Raw genomic sequence first — 24,453 nt, 5'->3', positions numbered from 1 at the left:
TCCATTTTTTTGTCCGATTGCGGTTAGGGTTCCAGTGCGGGACAACCGCGACCAGCGATTCACGAAGGGGGTTGCCGTGGCCAGGAAACGCGCCGAAGAACAGCCCGTCGCGCTGCCCCCGACCGAGACCGCGGCCGCTCGCTGGCTGCGCGGCCTGCGCCTGTCCGGGTTTTCCCTGGTGATGATGGGCCTCCTGATCATGGCCGTGATCGTCCTGGCGCCCGGCATCCGCACCTACGCCGACCAGCGCCAGCAGATCGAATCGCTCACGGCGGCGGTCGAGGCCCAGCAGGGCGCCGTGGAAGAGTTGAAGAGTGAGCGGGAACGCTGGAACGACCGCACCTACGTCACCACGCAGGCCAGGGACCGACTGTCCTATGTGCTTCCCGGCGACGTGAGCTTCCTCGTGATCAACGATCTGGCCCTGCCCGTCGCGGGCGACGCGGCCGCACCGGTCGCCACCCCCACCATCCAAACCACCAACGTCGATTGGCTCTCCTCCATGTTCGCCTCCGTAATGACGGCCGGTCTGGCTCCCGAGGCCGCGAAATGACCAGGCCTCCCTTCGATTCGGTCACCGAGGACGACATCACCATCGTCTCGGCTCAGCTGGGACGCCCGGCCCGCAACGTCGTGGGCATCGCCGCGCGCTGCGTTTGCGGCGCCCCGACCGTGGTGGCGACGGCGCCGCGCCTTGCCGACGGCACCCCCTTCCCCACGCTGTACTACCTGACGCACCCCGCGGCGACCGCCGCGCTGTCGTTCCTCGAGGCCACCCAGGTGATGAACGAGTACAACCAGTTGCTGGCCGATGACGAGCAGGTGCGTGCCCGCTACCGGCGTGCGCATGAGGGCTTCCTTGCCGACCGCGAGATCCTGGGCACGGTTCCGGAAATCGTCGGCATCTCCTCCGGTGGTATGCCTGAACGCGTGAAATGCCTGCACGCGCTGGCCGCCCACTCTCTGGCCGCAGGCCCCGGAGTGAACCCGATCGGAGATCTGGCCCTCGGCCGGGCGGCCTGGACGCCCGCCGTCTGCGAGTGCCTCGACTACACCACGGCCGACGAGTGACCCGCTCCGCCTGGCGTCGGATCGGCGCGGGCGTCGCCCTGGGCCTGACCATGGCGCTGGGCGGGGCTTTCGTTGCACCGACCGCGCCGGCCTTCGCGGAGAACACGCAGGTGCGTGACCTTGAGTACTGGCTCAATGACTACGGATTCACCCAGGCCTGGAATACGACCCGTGGCGCGGGCGTGACGGTGGCCGTCATCGATACGGGTGTCGCCGACGTCGCCGACCTCACCGGTGCGGTCGTCGGCGGAACGGATGTCTCCGGGCTCGGCTCCGCCAATGGGCAGACGCCCGTCGGAGAAGGCAGTGAGCACGGGACTCTGGTGGCATCCCTGCTGGCCGGACGCGGCACGGGTGAGGGGTCCGGCGTGCTGGGAGTGGCTCCCGAGGCGTCGCTCCTGGCCGTCTCGGTGGCCTTCGGCACCAGCGACGCCACCCTCAGCAACGACGACCAGATCGCCGAGGGCATCCGCTGGGCCGTCGACAACGGCGCCGACGTCATCAACATGTCCCTCACCCGCAACACCTTGGACTGGCCGCCGAGTTGGGACGACGCCTTCCTCTACGCGTTCGAGAACGACGTCGTGGTCGTCGCCGCCGCCGGGAACCGAGGCAGCGGCACCACCGAGGTCGGAGCCCCGGCCACCATCCCTGGGGTGCTCACGGTCGCCGGTGTCGACCGCAACAAGGGCGCCAGCTTCGACGCGTCCTCGCAGGGCATCACGATCTCGGTGGCCGCGCCCAGCGAGCAACTTGTGGGCGTCGTTCCGGGCGGCGGCTACGTGCAGTGGAACGGCACCAGCGCGGCCGCGCCCATCGTGTCGGGCCTGGTCGCCCTGGTGCGCGCCGCCTATCCCCGCCTCGATGCTGCGGAGGTGATGAACCGGGTCATCGAAACTGCCGACCCGAACGGGCGGGTCGTGCCCAGCCCGATCTACGGCAACGGTCTGATCGATGCCGCGGCGGCGGTCACTGCGGCCGTGCCGGCATCCACGAGCCCGGAACCGGCCGCCCTGCTGGAGGAGTGGATCCGGGTACACCGGCGGGCGGACACCGAGGTCGAGCCCACGCCGCAGACCGCCACGCAGGTGCCGGTCGCGCCGCAGGAAGACCCGGCGTTGCCTGCCCCCAGCGTCGTCGCGGCATGGTTGCCCAGCCCGCTCACGCTGACGTATGTCACAGTGCCGCTCCTCGTCCTGGTCGGGTTTGGTACTCTGGTAACGCTGCTCGGCACCGGGGCCACTCGGCACATCAAGCGAATCCGGTCAAAACGGTAAGTTTTCGTGCAGCCAAATCATGTAGGAGGACTTTCATAGTGCCCAAAATTCTTATTGTCGGTGGCGGCTACGCCGGGTTCTACACCGCGTGGAAGCTGGAGAAATGGCTTCGCGCCGGCGAGGCCGAGGTCACCATGGTCGACCCTCTGCCGTATATGACCTACCAGCCGTTCCTGCCGGAGGTCGCAGCCGGCTCCATCGAGGGTCGCCACGCCGCAGTCGCGCACCGTCGTCACCTCAAGAAGACCAACGTCGTGACGGCCAAGGTCACCCACATCGACCACGCCACGAAAACCGCGACCATCACCCCGCCCATTGGCGAGCCCTACGAATTCGTCTATGACGTCGTCGCGGTGACGGCCGGCGCCGTGTCGCGCACGTTCCCGATCCCGGGCGTCGCGGACCAGGCCATCGGTCTGAAGACCATCGAGGAAGCCGTCGCCATCCGTGACCGCGTGCTCACCAACTTCGACAAGGCTGCCCAACTTCCGGCCGGCCCCGAGCGCGACCGCCTGCTCACCTTCGTCGTCATCGGCGGGGGCTTCGCCGGCATCGAGGTCTTCGCAGAGCTGCGTTCCTTCGCGTCATCGCTGCTGAAGTCCTACCCGCAGATCGGGTTCGACGACACCCACTTCCACCTGATCGAGGCGATGGGGCGCATCATGCCCGAAGTTTCGCTGCCGACCAGCCTCTGGGTCATCAAGCACCTCGACGAACGCGGCGCGCAAATCCACCTGAACACGCAGCTGACCAGCTCGGTCGACGGCAAGGTCGAACTGTCCACCGGTGAGAGCTTCGAGACCGATCTGATCGTCTGGACAGCCGGAGTCATGGCTAACCCGGCCATCGTGCGCCACACCGACCTGCCGATCGAAGATCGTGGTCGCCTGCAGGTGCGCCCCGACCTGCGCGTCGGAACCGATGACGAGATCATCGCGGACGCCTGGGGCGCCGGCGACATCACCGCCGTTCCCGACCTGAGTGGCGGGGGAGTGGGCGGCTTCTGCGTGCCCAACGCTCAGCACGCGGTTCGCCAGGGCAAGCTCCTCGCGAAGAACATCGTCGCGGTGCTGCGCGGCGAGAATCCCGAGGAATACCTGCACAAGAACTTGGGTGCCGTCGCCGGCCTCGGCATCGGTTCCGGTGTCTTCCAGTCCGGCAAGATCGCCATCACGGGTCTGCCGGCCTGGTTCGCCCACCGCGGCTACCACGGCCTGGCCATGCCCAGCTGGGAGCGCAAGCTGCGCATCATCTGGGGTTGGATGAACAACTTCTTCCTCGGTCGCGACATCGTCTCGTTGGCCGCGGTGCAGAACCCGCGGGCCACGTTCGCGGAGTTCGCCTCGCGGCCCAAGCCGGTCGTGGATTCTGCCGCTCCGGCCAAGGCTCCGGTGACCGTCGCCGCATCGGCCAAGGCAGCGGCCACCGTAGCCGGCCCCGGCACGGGTCCCGCCGCCAAGGCAACGGCGCGTGCACCCCGAGCCCCGCGAAAGACCGCGGCCGACAAGGCTGCGGAAGTCGCTCCGGCAGGGACGACCGAGAAGGCCGCGGCGACCGCAGCCGTCAAGTAACAGCGTCTGCGGGCGTCACCGAGAGAAACCGATGACGCCCGCAGCCCCTACGCTTGAGGCGTTCGGTTTCGCCGGGCGTGCCCCCGTAGCCCAATGGCAGAGGCAGACGACTTAAAATCGTCACAGTCTGGGTTCGACCCCCAGCGGGGGCACCACACGGTACGTCACAGCGTCACAGCGTCACCGCGTCACCGCGTCACGGCCCCGACTCCCGCCGCCCGGGCGACAGCATGCATGCCTAGTCGTTCAACCGGCCGGCAGACCCTGAACGGATGCCGCGGTAAATCCCTGCCCCCGGTCTGTGCCGGGTGAGGCAGCCTGTCCGGCCCGGTTTCGTCGCGCTACGATCCGCGAGTGAAACGGTCGATGCCTCCTGCCACGTGCCATTCCCCGATGTAGGAACGGTGTCAGGGGCTTTCTGCAAACAACGTGGGACATCACCCGGTTCTTCTTCTGGAAGTGATCACCACGTCGAAGGTGCTGCCCGGGCGCGGAACCATCACGACCGGCGAGGGCGCCGCTCACGGCCAAGGTGCTGCGCCGACCCGGCCGCTCCCTCGGCGTCACCGGCGCTTTGCACCACCGACGCCCCGCGCGCTTTCCGCTCACGGCGTCACTCTGTTGGAGTCCAGACGGCCGAGGGCGGAACCAATTCGACGGAGATTTTGGCCTCAGAGCCCGGTTCCCGTCTGTTTGGCGCCATTCTCGGCAGAATCTCCGTCGAATTGGTTAGGGGCAGCTACTCCAGGTGGTCCAGATACCTCAGGATGATGCCCTCGCGGAGCGCCCACGGCGACACTTCCAGCTCGGTCACCCCGAACGCGGCCATCGCCGCGTGGAGCACGATGCCGCCGGCCACGATCTGGAAGGTGCGGTCGGCGGTGATGCCGGGCAGCGCCGGGCGCGCCTCAGCCGGGATCCGGGCCAGCCGGGGGACCCAGTCGCTCAGCTGCGAGCGGCTCAGCTGCATCCGCTCGCCTGAACCGAAACCCTCCGCGGTGGAGCCGGCCAGTTTGGCCAGGGAGCGGATGGTCTTGGACGAACCGACGACGTGGTGCGGCGCCGGGAGCCCCTCGAACGCCACCAGGGCTTCCGCGAGCACGGCGGCGGCGTGCTCGCGGAGGGCGGAGACCTGCGCGGGCAGCGGCGGGTCGTCGTGCAGGAAGCCGATGGTGGAACGGCCGGCGCCCAGCGGCAGCGACAGCGCGACCGCAGGCACCTCGTTCGCGCCGGCGGCGATCTCCAGGGAGCCGCCCCCGATGTCGAAGAGCAGGATGTCCCTGGCGGACCAGCCGTACCAGCGCCGCACGGCCAGGAACGTCAGTCGGGCCTCGTCCTCGCCGGACAGGACCTGCAGGGCGACCCCGGTTTCCCGTTCGACCCGGGCGAGCAGTTCGGGCCCGTTCACGGCCTCACGGAGTGCGGAGGTAGCGAACGGCAGGAGGTCGTCGACGTGGTGGCGGCGGGCCACCTCGGCCGCGTTCCGCACCGACTCGAGCACGGCGGTGCACCCCTCCTCGGTGATGGCGCCCTCAGGGGTGAGGTAGCGCATCAGGCGCAGCACGGCCTTGTCGGAGGCCATCGGCACCGGCTGGGCGCCTGCGTGCGCGTCGACGACCAGCAGGTGGACGGTGTTCGAACCGACATCAAGGACTCCGAGGCGCACGCTCTCGACGATAGCGTGCGCCGCGGACGCGCCGTTACGCGCTGATGCTGTGGCGGCTCGTCGTTCGGGTGCCGTCGACCATGGTGTGCAGGGAGTCCACCAGCGGCAGCAGCCGCTGGTCGTGGGTGACCAGCACCGTGGCGGTGTCGTGCTCGACGGTGAGCCGCGCGGGCCGTTTGCCGGCCTGGCCCAGGAGACCCACGGCATCCGGCAGCAGGTTCGACTGCTGGAAGACGATGCCGAGCCGATCCCAGCGCAGCTGCGTTTTTTCGGCCAGGGACAGCAGGGTCGCATCGATTTCGCCCATGTGCACGGACCCGCTGTCGGGCGTGATCAGGGTGGATGCCACGGCGAGCAGGCTTGACGTGCCGCTGGATGCTCCAGACCGTGAAGAATGCGCCGAAGACCAGCGCCGAGATGCCGAACAGCATCGCCACCACGAGCAGCAGGCCGCCACACATCTACCCGAAGCTCGGGGTGTCCTCACGCCCGGCAGGCCGGCCTGATCCGTCGGGCCTGACCGGCCGTGTGACCTCTTGGCGGGCCTGACCCCGCGCCCTCTCGGCGGAATCATCGGGGGGGNGGGGGGGGGGGGGGGGGGCGAGGCTCAGACTCGGGCGGGCGTGACGAACCGCTGCCAGGCCCAGGCCCCGATGCTGAGGGCGGCGAACAGGGTGCCTGCCACCCACCACAGGCTGAGGCTGCCACCTTCGTGCCAGAGTTCCACCGCCGGGGACAGCACTCCGAACATGATCGTGAAGGCGAGCACGGTCAGGCACGCCCAGATCGGCGGTGACCAGGCGAGGATGCTCCGTCCGCTGGTGCGTCCGATCGGGATCAGCACCAGCGCTGCCGAACCGATCGCGGCCAGTACCACACTGTTGATGATCTCGGCCGCCAGCGCGCTGAGGAAGCCGTCCGCGGCCGGCAGCAGGCCCAGCGTCAGCCAGCCGACCACGGCCAGCCCGATCAGGCTGCCGGCCCGAACGGCGGCGAGTGGGCCGCGCCTCGGCGTCAGTACCTCGGGGGCCACGGTGACGCTGCCGAGCAGCCCGAAGACCAGCGCCGGGTGAACGTCGAAAGCCCGGGAGGCCAACGCGGTCAGGGCGACCAGCAGCAGGTAGCGGGGCAGGAAAGTCACGGATGCTTTCGTCCGCCACATGCGGGAGCTCCACCAGAGCGGAACGAGCGCTCCGACCGCGTTGACGATGAGGAGGGCCAGCGCCACGGCGAGGAGCAGCCGCAGGTAGGCAGGCTGGCTGGTGACCGGCCCGGACAGCATGACGAGGGTGGCCGCGGCCAGCACGGCGGCGCCGGCCACCAGCCACCGGTTCAGAGGTAGTTCGGGAACGGTCTCGAATTCCTCGCGGGACCGGTTGCGGCCCGCGATCGGCATGCTCTGCCAGAGCGGGTGGCCGTCCGTGGCCCGGAACACGGTCCCGGCGAGGAGGCGCGCGGGGATGCAGAGCAGCAGGAGGGCACCGAGCGCCAGCAACGCCGCCTGGAACCAGGAGAGGTCGGGGGTCGACCACGGCGGCAGCACTGCCGTGGCGAACCGGGTGGGGTCGTTCCAGCCGCCCGGCAGCGGTGTGGCCAGGGCCACGGCCGGACGGTCTGCCTGCGGTGCCGGCGAGGCCGGGGCTGCAGAACCGGGCGGGGCTTCCGCCGGTGCCGACTCCTCGGCCGGCGGCGGGGCGGCGGGGGCGTCGGCGGACGGGGCGGTCGCCTCGGGGCCGGTCGAGCCGGAAGGGGAAGGGGTGGGGACGCCGTAGAGCACGTCCACCCCGGGGCTGCCCGGGCCGAGGTTGCCGGCCAGGTCGAGTTGCACCGCGATCACCCGGAAGGTACCGGCAGCGACTCCGCCCGCCGAGCAACTCCACGACCCGGATGCGACGACGGCGCTGCAGACCGAATATGACCCGGCGAAGACGGTCACGGTCGCACCCTCTTCTCCGGTGCCCGTGTACCCGGCGTCGGTGAGCGGCAGCTGGGCGCCGCTCGCCGGCGTGGTCAGCGTGGGCGGCGCCGGACGGTCGAGGTCGAAGACGAGGTCGACCGGTGCGCTCGAATTGGACCATGAGGGATTGCTGTAGCTCGTCTGCTGGCTGGCCGAGACCTCGGCCTGCCCGCCGGCGAGGCCGTCGGCGAACGTGCACGACCAGTTGCCGGAGGAGTCGGCGGTGGCCGTGCAGCGCGGGCCGCCGCTCACCGTGATGACGACGGAGGCCCCCGGATAGCCGGTGCCGCGCACCGTGCCGTTGGTCAGGCTCCCACCGGTGGGACCGCCCGTCACCCGGGGGGCGGACAACACGGCGATCGTGTGCTCGTCGGTCAGGTCGGCGGCTCCGTTGACGACGACGCGAAGCGGCACGGATGGCCCGCTCGGCAGGGAAAACGCGGCGCAACTCCACTGGCCGGCGCCGTCGACCACGGCGAAGCAGGGGTCCTGACCGTCGACGGGGGAGAGCAACCAGATCTCCCGGCCGGCTTCGCCCGTGCCGGAGACGGTGGTGGTTCCGCTACCCACGAAACTGCCCGGCGGTGGGCTGACGATGGCCGGCGCGTTCGTCGGCGCCGCCTTGGCGTCCCGCTCGCTTGTGGGAGCCGGTGTGGGAGCCGGCGTGGCTGCGGCAGTCGGTTCGGCGAACGCCGCGCCCGGCACGCCGAGGAGAGACAAGCCGACCAGGGCGACGAACAGAGGCAGGGTGCCGGGCGTCCACCGTCGACGACGGCGCCCGGGCGTTCCGCCCGAACCGGCCATACGTGTCCCGTACATTATTCCCCCTGTGACCATTTCACGGGCCAGCGCCGGGAAAGTCAACGTGCGACACGCAATTTGACGGCGACGGCACCCATTCGTGATCGGCGGGGGCCATAGGGCATACTGGCGTCGGAACATCCACGCTACTGCTTCCCCGCGCAAGAGCACGGGGCGGCTGTGGCTGGGTCACCGCGCCGGGTATCCTCAATCCCGGCTACTGAAAGCGGTGCGCCGATGCTCGACCTCTCCCACCGCCTTACGGGCCGGCCGTGGCAGACCCCGGGGCTGTTCTGGCCCGAGCTCACGGCCGCGACGGCGCACCTGGACGCCCCCGTCGCCGCCCTCCACCTGGGTGCCCTGCGCCACAACGCGCACGACCTGCTGGACCGCGCGGCCGGCACCTCCCTCCGGGTCGCTTCGAAGTCGATTCGGTGCGCGGCGTGCTTGAGGCCATCCTGGCCGTGCCCGGCTATCGGGGTGTGCTGGCCTACACCCTGGCGGAGGCGCTCTGGCTGGCTGAGACGGTGACGGATGTCGTCGTCGGCTACCCCACGGCCGACCGGTCCGCGATCCGGAAGTCGGGCCGCTCGCCCGAGCTGGCCAGGGCGGTCACCCTGATGGTCGACTCGATCGCGCACCTCGACGTCATCGACGCCGTGCTTCCGCCCGGCAGCCGGACCCCGATCCGGGTCTGCCTCGAACTCGACGCGGCCTGGGACGCCCCCGTGCTCGGCCATCTGGGCGTCTGGCGTTCACCCGTGCACACACCCGGCGAGGCCCGCCGGGTCGCCGCGGACATCGTCGCCCACCCCGGCTTCGTCCTCGTCGGCGTGATGTCCTATGAGGCGCAGGTGGCTGAGATCGGCGACAGGCCGGCCGGGAAACCGCTCCGGGGCCTGGTCACCCGCTGGGTGCGGCGCCGGTCCGTTGGCGAGCTCAGGGAGCGGCGCAGCGCGGCCGTCGCCGCGGTGCGCGAGGTCGCGCCCCTCGAGTTCGTGAACGGGGGCGGAACCGGCTCGGTCGAGAGCACGCGCGCCGACGCATCCGTCACCGACATTGCCGTCGGCAGCGGCTTCTTCGGCGGCCACCTCTTCGACAATTTCGCGAGCTTTCGGCCCGCGCCTGCGGCCGCGGTCGCGGTCGCCCTCACGGTGGTGCGGAAGCCCAGCCCCGACACGGCCGTACTGCTCGGCGGCGGCTGGATCGCGTCCGGCGTGCCCGGGGCCGACCGGCTGCCCCGCGTGGTCTGGCCGGAGGGCCTCAGCCTGGCGCCGCGGGAGATGGCCGGTGAGGTGCAGGCGCCGCTCACCGGTGTCGGTGCGGCCCGGCTCCGCGTCGGTGACCGCGTCTGGGCGCGGCACACCAAGTCGGGGGAGCTGAGCGAGCACGTGAACGAGTTCGCGCTGGTCGAGAATGGAAAGGTGGTCGATATCCTGCCGACCTACCGGGGTGAGGGGAAGGCCTTTCTGTGAGTGCGAGCGGAGCGGTGTGGCGCAACTGGGCCCGGAACCAGGCGGTGACCCCGGTGCGCGTGGAGCGGCCGTCGAGCGTCGCCGCCGTGCAGCGCGCCGTGGTGGCGGCCGGGGCGGTGGGCCTTCGGGTCAAGGCCGTGGGCTCCGGGCACAGCTTCTCGGGCATCGCGCTCGCGCCCGGGGTCCAGCTTGACCTGTTTGACCTCGCCGGGCTGATCGGTGTGGACACCGTGGCCGGGCAGGTCACTCTGGCCGCGGGCACCCGACTGTTCGAACTGCCCCGGCTGCTGCGGCCCTACGGTCTGGCCCTGCCGAACCTGGGCGACGTGGACCGGCAGACGATCTCCGGCGCCACGTCCACCGGGACCCACGGCACGGGCGGCCGGTACGGCGGCCTGGCCACCCAGATCGTGGCGCTGACCCTGGTGGTCGGTGACGGCACCCTGCTGCGCGTGAGCGCCACGGAGAACCCGGAGCTGCTGCCCGCGACCCGGCTCGGTCTCGGTGCGCTCGGAATCGTGGTGGACGTGACCCTGCAGTGCGTGCCCGCGTTCCTGCTGCACGCGGTGGAGGCGGCCGAGCCGCTCGAGGAGGTCCTGGAGCACTACCTCGACCGGTCCGACCACAGCGATCACTACGAGTTCTTCTGGTTCCCGCACACCGAGACCGCCCTGACCAAGACCAACACCCGGCTGCCCCTGGAGTCCGGCCGGTCGCCGCTCGGCAAGGTCGCCCGCTTCGTCGACGACGAATTGCTCGCGAACGGGGTCTACCGCGGCATTTGCGCCCTGGGCGCCGTGGCGCCGGCGACAGTCCCCGGATTCAACCGACTCGCCGCCCGCCTGACCGGCAGACGCGAATTCACGGATGTCTCCCACCGCGTGTTCCTGACGAACCGCACGGTGCGTTTTCAAGAAATGGAATATGCCCTGCCGCGCGCCCTGGTACCGGCCGCGCTGCGGGAAGTGCGGGCGCTGATCGAGGCGCGGGGTTGGCGCATCTCGTTCCCGATCGAGGTGCGCTCGGCCGCCGCCGACGACGTCTGGCTGTCCACCGCAGCGGGCCGGGAGACCGGCTACATCGCCGTGCACCGTTACTACCGGGAGGATCCGGCTGCGTATTTCCAGGCGGTCGAGGCCATTATGCGCGCGCACGGCGGGCGTCCGCACTGGGGCAAGACGCACGACCGGGATGCGGCGTCCCTCCGCACCGACTATCCGCACTTCGACGACTTCCTCTCGGTGCGTGACAGGCTTGACCCGGAGCGCCGCTTCAGCAACAGCTATCTGGAAAGAGTCCTGGGTCGATGAGCAACAGCAACACCCCCGCCGCCCGTGCTTGGGAACACCGTGCGGGAGAGCTGGGAGACCGGCTGCCCGACGGCTTCACCGTGGGCGTGGCAACGTCCGCTTTCCAGATCGAGGGTGGCGCCAGGCAGGGCGGTCGCGGCGAATCGAGTTGGGACACGTTCACGGCCACCGCCGGGCGCATCCGTGACGGCTCCAACGCATCCGTTTCGACCGATCACTTCAATCGGCTCGAGGAGGACGTCACGCTGCTCCGCGAACTGGGCGTCGACGTCTATCGGTTCTCCCTGGCCTGGTCCCGGCTGCAGCCCGATGGCCGCGGCTCGCTCAGCCGGGCCGGCCTGGCCTTCTACGACCGGCTGCTCGACGGGCTCCTGGTCGCGGGGATCAGCCCGATGGCGACCCTGTTCCACTGGGACACCCCGTTGCGGTTGCGCGGCGGCTGGCTGAACCGAGACACCGCGATGCGGTTCGGCGACTACGCCCACCAGGTCGGCGAGGTGTTCGGGGACCGGATCGACTCCTGGCTGACCCTGAACGACCCCGCGACGGTGACCCTCAACGGCTACGCCCTCGGCACGGATGCCCCGGGGGAGGCCCGGCTCTTCGGTGCCCTGCCGGCGGCGCACCATCAGCTGCTTGCTCACGGACTCGCTGTGCAGGGGCTGCGCGCCGCCGATGTGCGCGGCCGGATCGGGATTTCCAACGTGCACTCGCCCGTGCAATCCGCCAGCGGCCGCGAAGCCGACGAGGTCGCCGCCGCGCTCTTCGACGTGCTGCACAATCGCGTCTACGCCGACGCGGTGCTGCTCGGCCGCTACCCGGAACCGCCGGAGCCCTACCAGGTGCCGATGCGGATGCTGCTGGAAACCGACCCGGACGACCTCCGCACCATCCACCAGCCGCTCGACTTCTACGGGCTGGGCTACTCCCAGCCGAGCCGGATCAAGGCCGGCGCCGCTGCCCCGAAGACCCCGAACGGGCCGCCGCCCAGCGGGCCGCCGGAAAAGGTCGTGGCCTTTCCCTTCCACGTCACCCCGTTTCGCGAGTTCCCGGTGACCAACGCCGGCACGGCCATCGCGCCCGAATACCTCGGTGTGGCCCTCGGCGAACTGCGCGACCGCTACGCGGAGAACCTGCCGCCCGTCTGCATCACGGCCGGGGGAGCGAGCTTCCCCGACGTCGCCGACACGTGGGGTGCCGTGCACGATCCGGCGCGGATCGACTACCTGGCCGAGCACATCACGGCGGCGCTCGCCGCGGTGGCCCCCGGCGGGATCGCCGACGGGGTCACCCTGCAGGGCTACCTGGTCTGGTCCCTGCTGGACAGCTTCGAATGGACGGCCGGCTACACCCAACGGTTCGGCCTCGTGCACGTCGACTTCCAGAGCGGCACCTGCACCCGCACCCCCAAGTCTTCCTACCGCTGGCTGCAGACGGTGCTCTCCGCCCGCTGACGGTCGCGTGGGGCCGGTCGTCGCCGCGTTACTTGGAGTGTGTCGGGAAGCGCATGTGAGCCTCAGGGCGCGCGGTTATGATAATTCGTGCGTCGTAAAAAACGCCGCCGCGGCCTGCTTGCCCGCCCCGCCTCACCTCAAGGAGAAGCTGCCATGGAATGGCTCATCCCGGTCCTCATCGTTGTTGCACTCGTCGTCATCATTGGGATTTACCTCTGGGCCACGTACAACTCTCTCGTCACCCTCAAAGTGCGCGTGGACGAGGCATGGAGTGATATCACCGTTCAGTTGAAGCGCCGGGCCGACCTGATCCCGAACCTGATCGAGACGGTCAAGGGCTACGCGGCACACGAGCGGGCCGTTTTCGAGAACGTCACGAAGGCACGGGCCGAGTCGCTCAACGCGCAGGGTCCGGCCGAGGCCGCCGCCGCCGAGAACCACATGCAGACCGCGCTGCGCAGCATCTTCGCCGTAGCGGAGGCGTACCCGCAGCTGCAAGCCAGCCAGAACTACCTGCAGTTGCAGGGCGAGCTTGTCGACACGGAGGACAAAATCCAGGCCTCACGCCGGTTCTATAACGGCGGCGTTCGGGAACTGAACACGAAGATCCAGGTCTTCCCCAACAACCTCATCGCCCGCAACCTCGGGTTCACCCAGCGAGACTTTTTCGAGGTGTCCGACTCCGCCGCCATCGCGGAGCCGCCTCGCGTTCAGTTCTAGCGGACGGCTTCCATGTACAGCGCAATTGCGCGCAACAAGCGCAACACCGTCTTCATCATCATCCTGTTCATCGCCATCATCGCGGGTCTCGGCTGGCTCGCCAACGCGGTCTATAGCACGCCCGGTGACTACAGCATCCTGATCTTCACGGTCGTCTTCGCCACGGGGTATGCCGTGGTGCAGTACTTCGTGGCCGGTCGCCAGGCGATCGCGATGAGCGGCGGCATCCGCATCACCAATCAATCGGAGAATCCGAGGCTCTGGAACATCGTCGAGAACCTCTCGATCACCACCGGCACGCCGATGCCCGCGATCTATGTCATCAACGACCCGGCGCCGAACGCCTTCGCCACCGGGCGCGACCCGGAACACGCGATCGTCGCGGCCACCACCGGCCTGCTGGAGATCATGACCGACTCCGAGCTCGAGGGCGTCATGGCGCACGAGCTCGGCCACGTGCGCAACTACGACATCCGCCTGTCGATGGTCGTGTTCGGCCTCGTCGTCGCCGTCGGGTTCATCTCGGACATCTTCCTTCGAATGGCGTTCTTCGGCCGGAACAGCAAAAACAATGGCAGCCCCGTCATCATGGTGGTCGGTCTCGTCGCCATGCTCGTGGCGCCCCTGATCGCCACGATCGTGCAGCTTGCGGTGTCGAGGCAGCGCGAATACCTGGCGGATGCGACGGCCGCCCTGACCACGCGGCATCCGGACGCCCTGGCCAGCGCACTCGGCAAGCTCGAGGCCTTCGGGCGCCCGATGAAGAAGCAGAATACCTCGATGGCCCACCTCTGGATCGCCGACCCGCTCAAGCCCGGCGTGATGGACAAGCTCTTCGCCACGCACCCGCCGATCGCCGAGCGCGTCGAGCGCCTGCACACGATGGGCCGCAAGTTCTGACCTGCTTCGACGGCCGCTAACGCAGCTCGGCGGCCAACGCCTCGGCGAGATTGCCGCGCCGTTCCACCTCGATCTGTGGCAGGCCCTGCCAGGCGGCGGCCTCCTTGAGAACAGATGAGAGACGCCCGGCCGTGTCCGACGGCGCGCCCGGCTCCACCCAGGCGGCGCGCACCCGCAGCACCTGCGCCTGCCGGTCGTTCTTCAAGTCGACCCGGCCCACGATCGTGTCTCCGAGCAGCACGGGCAGGCAGTAGTACCCGAACACCCGCTTCGGTTCGGGCGTGTAGATCTCGATCCGGTAGTGGAACCCGAACAGGCGCAACGCGCGCGCCCGTTCCCAGACGACCGGGTCGAACGGCGACAGCAGGGTCGCGGCATCCACCCGGCGCGGGAGCCGCGCGTCGCGGTGCAACCAGGCGCCCCCCGATGCGCCGCCCGCACCCCAGCCCGGCACCTCGACCGGGATGAGCTCGCCGGCATCCTCGAGGTCGTGGATGGCCGCCAGGGTCGCCGGGCCGCGCAACCGGAAGTAGTCGGCGAAGTCCTTCCCCGTGCCGATTCCGTGCGCTCGCGCCGAGCGACTCACCAGCTCGCGGTGCGCGTCGTCCCGGCCGATCGTGCGCTCCCGCAACTCCCGCGGGAACACCTGCTCCGGCAGCCCGTAGACCCGCTCGAACCGTTCCCGGCCCGAGATCGTCACGTCGCCCCAGCGGAACAGGGTCTCCAACCCGGTCTTCACGTCCGACCAGCCCCACCACGGGCCGCGGCGGCGGTTCGCGTCGTGCTCGATGGCGCTCGCGCGCAGGGGACCGTTGGCGGCAAGCTCGGCGAGCAGCCAGTCGAGCATCGGCCGGTTGCCCTGAGCCCACGCCTCGGTTGCCGACCGGGTCCGGAATTCGCGCATCCGCCAGCCGAAGAGCGGCCAGGCGTCGCGCGGCAGGAACGATGCCTCGTGCGCCCAGTACTCGGTGAACCGGGATTCGCGGCCCGAGGTCAGCCGGTCCAGCTGCGCCTTGTCGTAGGCGCCGAGTCGGCTGAACGCCGGCATATAGTGGCTGCGCTCGAACACGTTCACGGAGTCGATCTGCAGCAGCCCGAGCCGGTTCACCAGGGCATCCAGTTGACGGATGCCCGGCGTCACTGACGGCGGGCGGCCGAAGCCCTGCGCGCCGAGCGCGATCCGGCGGGCAAGGGCTGGGGAGATCGTCTGCACCACTCTCCGACCCTAGTGGCACGCTTCAGACGGCATTCACCCGATGTTCAGCGGCGCACCCCCTCACGGTCGACGGCTGCTCCTAGCCTCGCTTTTACCGGCTACCCGGCTCCACACGTCCGCGTTCTCGCGCGGCGGCCGACACCGGTCCGACGGAGGAAACTTGTTCACCACCCGCATCCTGGCCGCCCTGGCCACGGCCACCGCCCTCGCCCTGAGCCTGTCCGCCTGCTCCGGTGCCGCGGATGCCGGTCCCGGCACCACGGGGGTCGATGCCGCCTCCGCGACCAGCCTCTCCGCCTTCGGCGACCTGGCCGCCCTCGAGGACGCGGCCCGGGCCGAAGGCGCCCTGAACGTGATCGCCCTGCCGCGGGACTGGGCCAACTACGGCGCCGTGCTCGACGCATTTTCCGAGAAGTACCCGGAGATCACCATCACCGAGGCCTCGCCGGACGCGTCCAGCGCCGAGGAGATCCTGGCCGCGGACAACCTCGCCGGGCAGGACACTGCCCCCGACGTATTCGACCTGGGCCTCGCGGTGGCGCTGTCCAGCACCGATCGCTTCGCGCCCTATCAGGTGGCGGCATGGGCCGAAATCCCGGATGCGCTCAAGGAGGCCTCCGGGCTGTACACGGGCGACTACGGCGGCTACCTGGCGGTCGGCTACGACCCCGACGCCGTTCCCGCGCCGACCGAGCTGCGTGACCTGCTCGGCGCCGAGTACACGGGCAAGGTCGCGATCAACGGCGACCCGACACAGGCCGGGGCTGCGTTCGCCGCTGTCGGGCTGGCCACCGTGCAGAGCGGGAGCGATGTGAGTGACTTCCAGGCCGGCATCGACTTCTTCGACGAGCTCAACCAGGCCGGCAACTTCGTCAAGATCGACCCGACTTCGGCGACCATCGCGTCGGGTGAGACCCCGGTGGTCTTCGACTGGGACTACCTCAACGTGGGCTACGGCACGAGTCTGGCGGGCGAGCGCAACTGGGAGGTCGTCGTCTTTCCGGGAACCGGGTACGCCGGCTACTACAACCAGGCCGTGAACAAGGATGCCCCGAACCCGGCCGCAGCCAGGCTCTGGCAGGAATTCCTCTACAGCGACGAGGGCCAGAACCTCTGGCTCTCCGGTGGCGCCCGCCCCGTGCGCGCCGAGGCGATGGCGGCGGCCGGCACCATCGACGCCGCGCTCTTCGCCGCACTCCCTGCGGCCCCGGCCGAGACGGTCGTCCCCTCCGAGGCGGAGAGCGCCGCGGGGGCCGCGCTCCTCGGCGCGAAGTGGGCCGCAGCTGTCCGGTAGCCGGCGCGGCACGGCGGCAGCCTTCGGGCTGTTGCCGTTCGCGGCATATGTGGTGCTCTTCCTGCTCGTGCCTACCCTGATCGCAGTCGGAAGCGGCTTCGTCGACGAGTCCGGGGTGTTCACGCTCGACACTGTGGCCGCGCTGGGCAACCCGGTCGTGAGAGACGCCTTCGCCGCGTCATTCGGACTGTCGGCACTCACCGCCGTTGTGGGTGCGATCGTCGGTGCCCTTGCCTGCTACGGCTTGCTCGGCGCGCGCGAGAACGGCCCCCTCCGCGCCGTCGTGGACTCCCTCAGCGGCGTGCTCGCCCAGTTCGGCGGCGTCATGCTGGCCTTCGCGTTCGTGGCGACTATCGGCATCCAGGGTCTGGTCACCGTGATCCTGCGCGACACCTTCGGCGTCGACATCTTCGCCGACGGGGTATGGCTCTACGAACTCCCCGGCCTCGTGCTGCCCTACATCTACTTTCAAGTTCCCCTGATGATCATCACCTTCCTGCCCGCGCTGCAGGCACTCAACCCGCACTGGGCCGAGGCCAACGCAACCCTCGGCGGCAACCGGGCCACCTACTGGTTCCGGATCGCGTTCCCGGTGCTGGCGCCCTCGTTTCTCGGCAGCCTGCTGCTGCTCTTCGCCAACGCGTTCTCCTCCTATGCGACCGCCGCCGCGCTCACCAGCCAGGGATCGCAGATCGTTCCGCTGCAGATCCGCTCGGCCCTGACCAGTGAAACCCTGCTCGGCCGGGAGAATCTCGCCGGGGCGTTGGCGCTCGGCATGATCCTGGTGATGTTCGTCGTCATGTCCGGCTACTCGGCGTTGCAGGCACGGGCGGCCCGGTGGCAGCGATGAAGGCGGTGGCGCACACCCCCACCCGGCTGGCGCGCGGCCTCATCCTCGGCAGCATCGGCCTCCTCTTCGCCATCCCCATCGTCGCCATGGTGGAGTTCACCTTGCGCCGCGGCCTCGCCGGCGGCCACGACCTCTCCCGCTGGACGGCCCTGTTCCAGGGTGGCTTCGCCGGCCCGTACCGTTCGGTTCTCGTCGCGCTCGGGAACTCGGTCGGGCTGGCCGTGGGCACCGTCTCGATCGTTCTCCTGCTGCTGGTGCCGACCTTGCTGCTGGTGCACCTGCGGTTTCCCCGCCTGCGCCGCGTGATGGAGTTCGTCTGCATCCTGCCCATCAGCATCCCGGCCATCGTCCTCGTGGTCGGCCTGGCCCCGGTGTACTCGGTGCTCGCCCGCCTGCTTGGCAGCGGCGTGTGGACCCTCGCGTTCGCCTACGGCATCACGGTGCTCCCGTTCGCCTACCGGGCCATCCAGACGAACCTCGACGGCGTCGACGTGTGCACGCTCAGTGAGGCGGCCCGCACGCTCGGCGCGGGCTGGGTGAGCGTGCTCGTGCGGGTACTGATCCCGAACCTGCGCCGCGGCATCCTCGCCGGCGCGTTCATCTCGGTCGCAGTCGTGCTCGGCGAATTCACGATCGCCTCCCTGCTCAACCGCATCACCCTGCAGACCGCGCTCGTTGTCGTGAGCAAGGCCGACCCCTACACGGCCGTCATCCTGTCTCTGCTCGCACTCACCTTCGCATTTCTGCTCTTGCTCGTCATCGGGCGTCTCGGCACGGTTCGCGCCGGCAGCCGGCGACGGCCCACCACCGGAGGTCAGCTATGAACCAGAACCAGCTTCGGACCCAGAATCAGAACCGGGACCGTTCGGTGGCGACCGCTCCGGCGGGAGCCTCGGTGCGCTTCGCGGGCGTGGTGAAGGACTTCACCGGCCACCGTGCCCTGGCCGGCTTCGATCTCACCCTGCACGCGGGCGAGTTCGTCGCCCTGCTCGGCCCGAGCGGTAGTGGCAAGACCACCGCGCTGCGGGTATTGGCCGGGCTCGAATCCACGGATGCCGGAAGCATCCTGATCGACGGAGCCGACGTGTCGACACTGCCGACGAGCCGGCGCGACCTGGGCATGGTGTTCCAGTCCTACTCGCTGTTCCCGCACTTCAGCGCGGGCGAGAACGTCGAGTTCGGCCTGCGCATGCGGAAGGTCCGCGGCGAGGAACGGCGCGCCCGAGCGGCCGCGGCCCTCGCCCTGGTCGGGCTCGACGCCCACTACGACCGCTTCGCGCACCAGCTCTCCGGCGGTCAGCAGCAACGGGTGGCGCTGGCGCGCGCCCTCGTCACCGAGCCCCGGGTTCTCCTGCTCGACGAGCCGTTGTCGGCCCTTGACGCCCAGGTTCGGGTGGTGCTGCGCGAGGAGATCCGGCGCATCCAGACCGAACTGGGCATCACGACCCTGTTTGTCACGCACGACCAGGACGAGGCGCTCGCCGTGGCCGACCGCGTCGCCGTGATGCGGGCGGGTTCCATCGAGCAGGTCGGAGCACCGGAAGAGCTCTACACCCGGCCGGCCTCGTCGTTCATCGCGGACTTTGTGGGGCTCAGCAATCGACTGGTCGGCGTGGTGCGCCACGGGTTCGCGCGGGTTCACGGTGCCTCTCTGCCGCTACTCGACCCCTCGCAGGCGGATGGCGCTGTGTCCGTCTCCGTGCGGCCGGAAGACCTCGAATTCGGCGCTGCGGGGGCACCAGGGGTCGTGCTCTCGTCGAGTTTCCACGGCTCGCTCCGGCGCACGAGGGTGCGCCTGGACGACGGCGCGTCGCTCGTCGTGCAGCACGGCGCGCGGCTGCATCCGTCGGCCGGGGACCGGGTCCTGGTGCGGTTCACGGGCGCGCCCGTCTCGGTCGACCCGCTCCCCTCTCCGGCGTAGTGACCGGTCCGGGGCCTGAGGCAGCGAGCACCTTTGGCCCATACCGGAGACGGCACGTGTGATTGCCTAGACTGATGCCGTGATGGAAACCGACGGAAAACCCGCCCGCAGCGGCTTCTTCGGCGTGTTCGGACGCCGCCGCACCGTACCCCCGATCCTGGTCGAGCTCCCGCCCTCGCACGGCTACGGAGTCGACGAGAACCTGCCGGCCGGCATCCGACTCGCCGCCGCCTGGTCCTGGCGCCTGCTCGCGCTCGCCGGCGCACTTGCTGTTTTCATCTTCATCGTCATCCAGCTCCGGTTGATCGTCATCCCGCTGCTCGTGGCCGTGCTGGTGTCGGCACTGCTCGTGCCCTTCGTCGGATTCCTGGTGCGACACCGATTTCCCAAGGCTCTCGCGGTCGTGGTCGCTCTGATCAATACCTTCGCGATCCTCGGCGGACTGATCACGCTGGCCGTGAAGCAGATCGCCATCGGCACGGTCGGCCTGAACGAGAGGCTCGCCGCCTCCTACGAGAGCCTCAAGGCCGTTCTCCTGGCGTCGCCGCTGCAGCTGACCGAACCGGAGCTCAACGCGTTCCTCGGCCAGGCCTGGGACGCCATTCAGGCGGACAGCCAGGTTTTCGTCTCTGGGGCGCTCTCCGTGGGGTCCTCGCTCGGCCACCTGGTGACAGGTTTCCTTCTGGCGCTGTTCAGCCTGCTGTTCATCCTGATCGATGGCAAGGGCATCTGGTCCTGGATCGTGCGCCTGTTCCCCCATGGCGCGCGCGCGGCCATCGATGGCGCGGGGGTGGCCGGCTGGACCACGCTGGGGAACTTCGCCAGGGTGCAGATCCTGGTGGCGTCCATCGACGCGATCGGCATCGGGGTCGGGGCCGCACTGCTGGGGGTTCCGCTCGCCATCCCGATCGGCGTGCTCGTTTTCCTCGGCTCGTTCATCCCCATCGTCGGCGCCGTGGCCACGGGCGCGGTGGCGGTCGTGATCGCCCTGATCTTCAACGACTGGGTGGTGGCTTTGCTGATGCTCGGCGTTGTGCTGCTGGTGCAGCAGATCGAGGGTCACGTGCTACAGCCCCTGATTATGGGTACGGCGGTCAAGGTGCATCCACTGGGTGTCGTTCTCGTGGTGGCGGCCGGCGCCCTGCTCGCGGGCATCGCCGGCGCCCTCTTCGCCGTGCCGATCGCTGCCGTACTCAACGTCATGATCAGCTACATCAACAGCGGGGCGTGGCGATCCGAGCAGACCGCCTCGGCACCCGTCTTCGCCTCCTCGTTGTGGCAGACCGTCCCGCAACGCCCCGGTTTCCGCCGACCGGCATACCGCCTCGAGAAAAGTGCCTCCCATGACTAATGTCTCGCTCGTCGGACCGACCCTGGCCGATTTCGAGTCCGCCCGGGACATCGTCGGTCGGGTCGCCGCCGTCACCCCGATGGAAACGTCCCGCTACCTCTCGGAGCTCCTCGGCGCGCCGGTCCTCCTCAAGTGCGAGAACCTGCAGCGCACCGGGTCCTACAAGATCCGCGGCGCGTACAACCGGATGTCCAAGCTCACCGACGAAGAGAAGACCCGCGGCGTCGTGGCCGCCTCGGCCGGCAACCACGCCCAGGGCGTCGCCTTCGCGGCGCGGGAGCTCGGCATCCAGGCCACGATCTTCATGCCCGTGGGCGTCGCCCTGCCCAAGCTGCAGGCAACCCGCGACTACGGCGCGCACGTCATCCTGCGCGGCAATACGGTGGCCGAGCCGCTGCTCGCGGCCGCGGAGTGGGCCGCCGAGACCGGCGCCATCCTGATCCCGCCGTTCGACCACGCGGATGTCGTCACCGGCCAGGGTACCGTGGGTCTGGAGATCCTCGACCAGGTTCCCGACCTCGCCACCGTGATCGTTCCGATCGGCGGCGGCGGCCTCATCTCCGGTGTCGCCAGCGTGCTCAAGCAGCGCGCGCGCCGGGACGGCCGCCAGATCCGGGTGATCGGGGTGCAGGCCGCCAACGCGGCCGCTTACCCTCCGTCCCTCGAGGCCGGCCGGGTGCTGGAGATCCAGATCATGCCGACCATCGCCGACGGCATCGCGGTGGCCAAACCGGGCCTGCTCAATTTTGAGATCGTGCGTGATGCCGTCGATGAGGTCGTCACCGTCACCGAGGATGACACGGCTCGTGCCCTCCTGGTGCTGCTCGAGCGCGCCAAGCTCGTGGTCGAGCCGGCCGGCGCGGTCGCCGTGGCGGCGATCCTCGCAGGCAAGGTCACCGCGACCGGCCCGACGGTCGCGATCCTCAGCGGGGGAAACATCGACCCGCTGCTGATGCAGCGCGTGATCAGCCATGGTCTCTCGGCATCCGGCCGCTATCTCACGTTGCGCATCATGCTGCCCGACCGTCCCGGGCAGCTGGCCCGCATCTCGGAGCTGCTCGCCGAGGCGCACGCCAACGTGATCGAGGTTCTCCACACGCGGCACGGTGTGGGGCTTCAGATCAGCGAGGTCGAACTCAACGTCAGCGTCGAGACTCGCGGGCCCGACCACCGCCAGCTCGTCGTGGATGTGTTGCGTGCGGCCGGATACGACCCGCAGATCGACTAGCGGGGGAGCTTCGACGAATCGTGCGTCGTGGGTTTGACGCTCGTGACGGTGCCGTGCCTCTAACGAATTCGACGGAGATTCTGCCCGGATCGGCTCCAGAAGCCCCGAGAACTCGCATTTTCCGCAAAATCTCCGTCGAATCGGTTCGACGACGGGAGCCAGGCGGGGCGCGGCGCGAGCGGGGGACCGGTGCGGCTAGTCGCCGGTCCAGGTCTCCACGAGGAAGATCTCGACGGCGATTTCCTTGCCGGTGGGCGTCACGTACGACGTCGTCGCTCCGACGGCGAGGCCGATGATCGCGGTGCCGAGCGGGCTCTGCTCGCTGAAGACGTCGAGGTCGCTGTCCCCGGCGATCTCGCGGCTGCCGATCAGGAAGCGGGTCTCATCGCCGGCGATCGTGGCCGTGATCACGGTTCCCGGCTCGACGACGCCCCGGCTTTTCGGCGCATGGCCGACCTCGGCGTTGCGCAGCAGTAGAACGAGGGTGCGGATGCGGGCCTCCATCTTCCCCTGCTCATCCTTGGCCGCGTGGTAGCCCGAGTTCTCCTTGAGGTCGCCCTCCTCGCGAGCCGATTCGATCTTCTTCGCGATCTCGACGCGCCCGACGGTGCTGAGCGTGTCCAGCTCCGCGGCGAGGCGGTCGTGGGCCTCCTGCGTCAGCCAGGTGACCGTGGTTTCGGTAGTCATGGGTGGAATCTCCTCATGCTTGTTCGTGCTCGTTCGATGCCCGTGCGGGTGAACCCGCAGATATACAACGGACGCCCCGACGATCACGTCAGGGCGAAGTCATCAGTCTAGGTCAGCCAGCAGCGGTAAATCAATCCGGTGTTGCTCTGCTCGGTGGTGCGCACATCCGTCGTCGTCGACCGCGAATACACGATGCTCGCGGGCAGGTCGACGACTTTCCAGCCAACCACCGTGAAACTCTCGTTGAGCGCCTGAACCGCGCAGCTGGCGGTGCGGCCGACCGGAATGGACGCCTCGAACGTGACGCTCACAGTGTTCTCGTCGATGATGCTGTGACGGATGTCCCGGGTCTCGATCAAAGGCTGCGATGCCCCCAGTCCCACCCAGACCACGAAGCCCAGGAGGATTGCCGCGAGGGAGCCGGCTGAGACGAACAGAACGCGGCGGTCTCTCGTGCCCCGGTTCGGGGCGCGCCCGTACCGGGTGTCGAGGTTGCTGCTCAGGGCCACTCAGACTCCACACTCACGGATCAACGATTAGTCTTGGTACCAAGGTTATCTGGCATTTCTGAGGAGTTTCATGGCGCTGCGACTCTTGGCGGTGCACGCCCATCCCGACGACGAGTCGAGCAAGGGCGCTGCGACCTATGCCCACTACCGGCGTCTCGGCGTCGAAGTGATGATCCTGAGCTGCACGGGCGGCGAGCGGGGGAGCATCCTGAATGAGGCTCTGCTCGGCCATCCGCTGGCCGAGCGGGACCTGCCGGGACTGCGCCGTCTGGAAATGGCCGAGGCCCAGCGGGCCCTCGGCGTGCAGCACCGCTGGCTCGGCTACGAGGACTCCGGCATGAACGAAGACGGTTCGGTGCCCCGGAACTCGTTCGCGGACATCCCGGTGGCGATCTCCGCCGAACCGGTCGTCCGGCTGATCCGCGAATTTCGGCCGCAGGTCCTGGTGACCTACGACGAGAAGGGCGGCTACCCGCATCCCGACCACATCCGCTGCCACGACGTGTCGATGGAGGCCTACCGTGCGGCCGCCGACCCGACCCGGTACCCGGATGCCGGTGAGCCCTGGCAGGTCGAGAAGCTCTATTACGATCGGATTTTCAACCTTGAACGCGTCGACGCCATGTTCCTGGAACTGAGCGTCACGGAGCCGGACTCGCCCCTGCTGGAGCCGCTCGGAGCGGCCAGGGAATGGATGAAAGACTACCCGAAGCTGGCCACGACCCATGTGCCCGTCGGTGACTTCCTCGAGGTGCGGGACGCGGCGCTTCGAGCCCACGCGAGTCAGGTTGCTCCCACCAGCAGTTTCTTCTTCTGGCCGAACGACCTCATCCGCGAGGCGTGGCCCTATGAAGACTTCCAGCTCGTCGAATCGAAAGTGGACACCGTGATACCTGAATCCGACCTCTTCACCGGAATCCGGGACGACTCGTGAGCGGCCTGATCCTGGCTCCCCTCGTGAGCATCGTCTTGGCCGCCACCCCACCGCCGGAGTTCGACCCGAACACGGTGACGCCGGGCCCGGAAGGCTTTGTGGCGATTGCTCTGGTCGCCGTGGGAGCGGTGCTGCTGGCGATGGACATGGCCCGCCGAGTGCGCCGCAACACCTACCGCGCCGAGATTCAGGAACGTCTGCAGGCGGAGATGGCCGCACAGAAGGCCGCAGAGGCCGGAATCGCCGACAAGGACTAGCGAA

The 24,453-nt window shown here is 69.2% G+C and carries 23 protein-coding genes and 1 tRNA gene; 18 read left to right on the top strand and 6 right to left on the bottom strand.

The genetic code is table 11. The annotated features are described in order from the left end of the window. Positions 1-76: 76 nt before the first annotated feature. From E3O54_RS12540 to E3O54_RS12520, 5 genes are all read left to right on the top strand, one after another. Positions 77-553: a septum formation initiator family protein gene (locus E3O54_RS12540; RefSeq protein ID WP_134343481.1), complete on the top strand. Its 477-nt coding sequence runs from the start codon at positions 77-79 to the stop codon at positions 551-553. Next, on the top strand, positions 550-1,071 hold the full coding sequence (locus tag E3O54_RS12535) for a DUF501 domain-containing protein (RefSeq protein ID WP_104100835.1): 522 nt from the start codon (positions 550-552) through the stop codon (positions 1,069-1,071). Before E3O54_RS12540 ends, E3O54_RS12535 begins: the two co-directional genes overlap by 4 nt. Beyond that, positions 1,068-2,348 carry a S8 family serine peptidase gene (locus E3O54_RS12530; RefSeq protein ID WP_369827965.1) on the top strand — a complete coding sequence of 427 codons (1,281 nt, stop codon included), beginning with the start codon at positions 1,068-1,070 and terminating at the stop codon, positions 2,346-2,348. The genes E3O54_RS12535 and E3O54_RS12530 overlap by 4 nt, the downstream gene beginning before the upstream one ends. Before the next feature lie 38 nt (positions 2,349-2,386). Continuing rightward, entirely contained in the window at positions 2,387-3,919 is a 1,533-nt protein-coding gene (locus E3O54_RS12525; RefSeq protein ID WP_104100836.1) for an NAD(P)/FAD-dependent oxidoreductase, read from the top strand. A 79-nt stretch (positions 3,920-3,998) separates the two neighbouring features. Further along, positions 3,999-4,074: transfer RNA gene (locus E3O54_RS12520), tRNA-Leu, on the top strand. A gap of 584 nt (positions 4,075-4,658) precedes the next feature. Here the strand turns inward: E3O54_RS12520 and E3O54_RS12515 are convergent. From E3O54_RS12515 to E3O54_RS16400, 3 genes are all read right to left on the bottom strand, one after another. Continuing rightward, the gene (locus E3O54_RS12515; RefSeq protein ID WP_104100837.1) at positions 4,659-5,585 is read right to left on the bottom strand and encodes a Ppx/GppA phosphatase family protein; all 927 of its coding nucleotides are present in this window, start codon (positions 5,583-5,585) and stop codon (positions 4,659-4,661) included. Between the two features lie 34 nt (positions 5,586-5,619). Next, complete coding sequence (locus E3O54_RS16405) at positions 5,620-5,934, bottom strand: hypothetical protein (RefSeq protein WP_134420461.1); 315 nt, start codon at positions 5,932-5,934, stop codon at positions 5,620-5,622. A gap of 258 nt (positions 5,935-6,192) precedes the next feature. Beyond that, positions 6,193-8,361, bottom strand: coding sequence for a hypothetical protein (locus E3O54_RS16400; protein ID WP_166805253.1), 2,169 nt, complete (start codon positions 8,359-8,361; stop codon positions 6,193-6,195). 425 nt (positions 8,362-8,786) lie between these two features. Here E3O54_RS16400 and E3O54_RS12500 point away from each other — a divergent pair, with 425 nt between their 5' ends. The 5 genes from E3O54_RS12500 to E3O54_RS12480 all read left to right on the top strand — a co-directional run bounded on the left by E3O54_RS12500 (position 8,787) and on the right by E3O54_RS12480 (position 14,202). Beyond that, positions 8,787-9,818: an alanine racemase gene (locus E3O54_RS12500; protein ID WP_241976893.1), complete on the top strand. Its 1,032-nt coding sequence runs from the start codon at positions 8,787-8,789 to the stop codon at positions 9,816-9,818. Then, positions 9,815-11,128, top strand: a complete 1,314-nt coding sequence (locus E3O54_RS12495) for a D-arabinono-1,4-lactone oxidase (RefSeq protein WP_104100840.1) — start codon at positions 9,815-9,817, stop codon at positions 11,126-11,128. The genes E3O54_RS12500 and E3O54_RS12495 overlap by 4 nt, the downstream gene beginning before the upstream one ends. After that, positions 11,125-12,582, top strand: a complete 1,458-nt coding sequence (locus E3O54_RS12490) for a glycoside hydrolase family 1 protein (protein ID WP_134342312.1) — start codon at positions 11,125-11,127, stop codon at positions 12,580-12,582. The genes E3O54_RS12495 and E3O54_RS12490 overlap by 4 nt, the downstream gene beginning before the upstream one ends. 153 nt (positions 12,583-12,735) lie before the next feature. Beyond that, a complete protein-coding gene (locus tag E3O54_RS12485; RefSeq protein ID WP_104100842.1) occupies positions 12,736-13,302 on the top strand; it encodes a LemA family protein in 567 nt (188 codons plus the stop codon). A 12-nt stretch (positions 13,303-13,314) separates the two neighbouring features. Beyond that, positions 13,315-14,202: a M48 family metallopeptidase gene (locus E3O54_RS12480; protein WP_104100843.1), complete on the top strand. Its 888-nt coding sequence runs from the start codon at positions 13,315-13,317 to the stop codon at positions 14,200-14,202. 16 nt (positions 14,203-14,218) lie between these two features. Here the strand turns inward: E3O54_RS12480 and E3O54_RS12475 are convergent, their stop codons facing one another. Further along, positions 14,219-15,418 (bottom strand): winged helix-turn-helix domain-containing protein, encoded by a 1,200-nt coding sequence (locus tag E3O54_RS12475; protein ID WP_134401708.1) that lies wholly within the window; start codon positions 15,416-15,418, stop codon positions 14,219-14,221. Between the two features lie 160 nt (positions 15,419-15,578). On the opposite strand from E3O54_RS12475, the gene E3O54_RS12470 reads away from it, so the two are divergent. The 6 genes from E3O54_RS12470 to ilvA all read left to right on the top strand — a co-directional run bounded on the left by E3O54_RS12470 (position 15,579) and on the right by ilvA (position 22,062). Beyond that, the gene (locus tag E3O54_RS12470; RefSeq protein WP_233191387.1) at positions 15,579-16,712 is read left to right on the top strand and encodes an ABC transporter substrate-binding protein; all 1,134 of its coding nucleotides are present in this window, start codon (positions 15,579-15,581) and stop codon (positions 16,710-16,712) included. A gap of 31 nt (positions 16,713-16,743) precedes the next feature. Further along, entirely contained in the window at positions 16,744-17,562 is an 819-nt protein-coding gene (locus tag E3O54_RS12465) for an ABC transporter permease (protein WP_369827966.1), read from the top strand. After that, positions 17,559-18,386: an ABC transporter permease gene (locus tag E3O54_RS12460; RefSeq protein WP_104100891.1), complete on the top strand. Its 828-nt coding sequence runs from the start codon at positions 17,559-17,561 to the stop codon at positions 18,384-18,386. The genes E3O54_RS12465 and E3O54_RS12460 overlap by 4 nt, the downstream gene beginning before the upstream one ends. Then, positions 18,383-19,483, top strand: a complete 1,101-nt coding sequence (locus E3O54_RS12455; protein ID WP_134401707.1) for an ABC transporter ATP-binding protein — start codon at positions 18,383-18,385, stop codon at positions 19,481-19,483. Before E3O54_RS12460 ends, E3O54_RS12455 begins: the two co-directional genes overlap by 4 nt. An 82-nt stretch (positions 19,484-19,565) precedes the next feature. Then, positions 19,566-20,834, top strand: coding sequence for an AI-2E family transporter (locus tag E3O54_RS12450; protein WP_104100847.1), 1,269 nt, complete (start codon positions 19,566-19,568; stop codon positions 20,832-20,834). Beyond that, positions 20,827-22,062 carry a threonine ammonia-lyase gene (gene ilvA / locus E3O54_RS12445; protein WP_104100848.1) on the top strand — a complete coding sequence of 412 codons (1,236 nt, stop codon included), beginning with the start codon at positions 20,827-20,829 and terminating at the stop codon, positions 22,060-22,062. The genes E3O54_RS12450 and ilvA overlap by 8 nt, the downstream gene beginning before the upstream one ends. 195 nt (positions 22,063-22,257) lie before the next feature. On the opposite strand, the gene greA is transcribed toward ilvA, so the two are convergent. Together greA and E3O54_RS12435 are read right to left on the bottom strand one after the other, a co-directional pair. Beyond that, positions 22,258-22,749 (bottom strand): transcription elongation factor GreA, encoded by a 492-nt coding sequence (gene greA / locus E3O54_RS12440; RefSeq protein WP_104100849.1) that lies wholly within the window; start codon positions 22,747-22,749, stop codon positions 22,258-22,260. 107 nt (positions 22,750-22,856) lie between these two features. Further along, positions 22,857-23,258: a DUF4307 domain-containing protein gene (locus E3O54_RS12435; protein WP_104100850.1), complete on the bottom strand. Its 402-nt coding sequence runs from the start codon at positions 23,256-23,258 to the stop codon at positions 22,857-22,859. 70 nt (positions 23,259-23,328) lie between these two features. Between E3O54_RS12435 and mca the strand changes: the two genes are divergently transcribed. Both mca and E3O54_RS12425 read left to right on the top strand, forming a co-directional pair. Then, a complete protein-coding gene (mca, locus tag E3O54_RS12430; protein ID WP_174720221.1) occupies positions 23,329-24,192 on the top strand; it encodes a mycothiol conjugate amidase Mca in 864 nt (287 codons plus the stop codon). Beyond that, positions 24,189-24,449, top strand: coding sequence for a hypothetical protein (locus E3O54_RS12425; protein ID WP_233191388.1), 261 nt, complete (start codon positions 24,189-24,191; stop codon positions 24,447-24,449). The genes mca and E3O54_RS12425 overlap by 4 nt, the downstream gene beginning before the upstream one ends. Positions 24,450-24,453 lie beyond the last annotated feature (4 nt).

The sequence above is a fragment of the Cryobacterium sp. TMT2-4 genome (assembly GCF_004402575.1).
In the GTDB taxonomy this organism is placed as follows: domain Bacteria; phylum Actinomycetota; class Actinomycetes; order Actinomycetales; family Microbacteriaceae; genus Cryobacterium; species Cryobacterium sandaracinum.
Note: the sequence above shows the minus strand (reverse complement) of the source record. Positions and strands in the feature narration are given on the sequence as shown.

What these genes read in the sequence shown, in the direction of transcription:
- E3O54_RS12460 (WP_104100891.1), top strand. Translation starts at nt 17,559, where the DNA reads ATGAAGGCGGTGGCGCACACCCCCACCCGGCTGGCGCGCGGCCTCATC.
- E3O54_RS12485 (WP_104100842.1), top strand. Translation starts at nt 12,736, where the DNA reads ATGGAATGGCTCATCCCGGTCCTCATCGTTGTTGCACTCGTCGTCATC.
- E3O54_RS12455 (WP_134401707.1), top strand. Translation starts at nt 18,383, where the DNA reads ATGAACCAGAACCAGCTTCGGACCCAGAATCAGAACCGGGACCGTTCG.
- E3O54_RS12490 (WP_134342312.1), top strand. Translation starts at nt 11,125, where the DNA reads ATGAGCAACAGCAACACCCCCGCCGCCCGTGCTTGGGAACACCGTGCG.
- E3O54_RS16400 (WP_166805253.1), bottom strand. Translation starts at nt 8,361, where the DNA reads ATGTACGGGACACGTATGGCCGGTTCGGGCGGAACGCCCGGGCGCCGT.
- E3O54_RS12450 (WP_104100847.1), top strand. Translation starts at nt 19,566, where the DNA reads ATGGAAACCGACGGAAAACCCGCCCGCAGCGGCTTCTTCGGCGTGTTC.
- E3O54_RS12480 (WP_104100843.1), top strand. Translation starts at nt 13,315, where the DNA reads ATGTACAGCGCAATTGCGCGCAACAAGCGCAACACCGTCTTCATCATC.
- E3O54_RS12535 (WP_104100835.1), top strand. Translation starts at nt 550, where the DNA reads ATGACCAGGCCTCCCTTCGATTCGGTCACCGAGGACGACATCACCATC.
- ilvA (WP_104100848.1), top strand. Translation starts at nt 20,827, where the DNA reads ATGACTAATGTCTCGCTCGTCGGACCGACCCTGGCCGATTTCGAGTCC.
- mca (WP_174720221.1), top strand. Translation starts at nt 23,329, where the DNA reads ATGGCGCTGCGACTCTTGGCGGTGCACGCCCATCCCGACGACGAGTCG.
- greA (WP_104100849.1), bottom strand. Translation starts at nt 22,749, where the DNA reads ATGACTACCGAAACCACGGTCACCTGGCTGACGCAGGAGGCCCACGAC.